Origin of the sequence: Pseudomonas sp. LAP_36 (genome assembly GCF_019456785.1) — a bacterium.
GTDB classification, from domain to species: domain Bacteria; phylum Pseudomonadota; class Gammaproteobacteria; order Pseudomonadales; family Pseudomonadaceae; genus Aquipseudomonas; species Aquipseudomonas tritici.
Genome location: NZ_JAHZMS010000021.1, coordinates 1 through 1,263, shown reverse-complemented (window position 1 = coordinate 1,263; position 1,263 = coordinate 1). Strand labels below are relative to the sequence as shown.

1 protein-coding gene is annotated in these 1,263 nt (G+C 53.5%); it reads left to right on the top strand.

Annotated features, from left to right (window positions below):
* Nucleotides 1–219 precede the first annotated feature (219 nt).
* Nucleotides 220–1,152, top strand: coding sequence for an IS110 family transposase (locus tag JBO08_RS27965; protein WP_065889165.1), 933 nt, complete (start codon nucleotides 220–222; stop codon nucleotides 1,150–1,152).
* Nucleotides 1,153–1,263: the final 111 nt, after the last annotated feature.

The window sequence follows — 1,263 nt, the reverse complement described above, 5'->3', positions numbered from 1 at the left end:
AAGCCCGCTTGTGTCTTGAACCAGGCTTAAACTGAAGGTGAGAGCGGTGAGTGACAAGCTGAATGCCCGAAGTGCTTAAAGCACGTGTGGGAGCCCATGCTGTCACTCACCTCTCCACTCTGGTCATTGAGCCCGAACAGTTGAACGAGCCCACCTCGAACAGTTACAAGCGTGGGCCAAGCCAGAGCGCTCTCACCTTGAGTGTAAGAGGATTTGGCTATGTTTTCCTATCCAGCAGGTATTGATGTCTCCAGCGGTAGCCTCGAGATTCGGGTTGATCAACTGGATGTAGCGATGAGTTGTTCCAATTCGCAGAGTGATTTTCCTGGGTTAATTGGATGGCTAACCCTGCATCGCGTGGGTCGAGTGTTGCTGGAGGCCACTGGCGGTTACGAGCGCAAAGTCATGAAAGCGCTTCAAGCTGCGGGCTTTGAAGTCATACGGATCAACCCTTGCCGAGCCAAAAGCTTTGCCCGGGCTATGGGGCAACAAGCCAAAACCGATCCGATAGATGCACGCCTTCTTGCGCAGTTCGCAGCGGTCATCAAATCGCCCGATAGCCGGGTTACCAGCGCCGAGCAGGATGATTTGCGCGCCCTAGTCCAACAGCGAGAGCACTTTGTTCAGCAAAGAGATGACGACAAACGGCGGCTTAAAACGGCCTCCTCTGACGTGGTCAAGCCTGCGCTGCAGAGTCATATCGACTATTTGCAAAAAGTGCTGAAGGAGCTGGAAAGCCTGATCCGCCAAAGTACAGAACGTCTGGATCGTAAAAAAGTAGCCCTTCTGTGCTCAGTCAAAGGCATAGGACTTGTTACAGCGGCCAGCTTGATGTCCTATCTTCCGGAGCTAGGCGAGGTGGGTAGACATCAGATTGCAGCATTGAGCGGCACTGCGCCCTACAACGACGATAGCGGCAAGCACAAAGGCAAGCGTCATATCAGCGGCGGCAGGTTCGCCGCGAGGCGCTCACTGTATATGGCCTGTTGGTCAGTGATCCGGTTTCAGCCTGAGTTTGCCGCGCGATATAAGGCGCTGCGCGAGAAAGGAAAATGCGCCAAAGTGGCACTCATCGCGTGTATGCGTGTTTTGCTGGTACGCCTAAACGCAATGATCCGTGATGGATCTGAATGGAAAGAGCAAGCCGCCTAAAATCCTGCGGTAGCTATTTCCTAAAGCAGTTACACGGAGTACAGCCGTGGGAGCGTTGCCGCCTCTGGAAAAAATGGCTTGATGAAAACCATCAAGACAGTTGCTCCCACA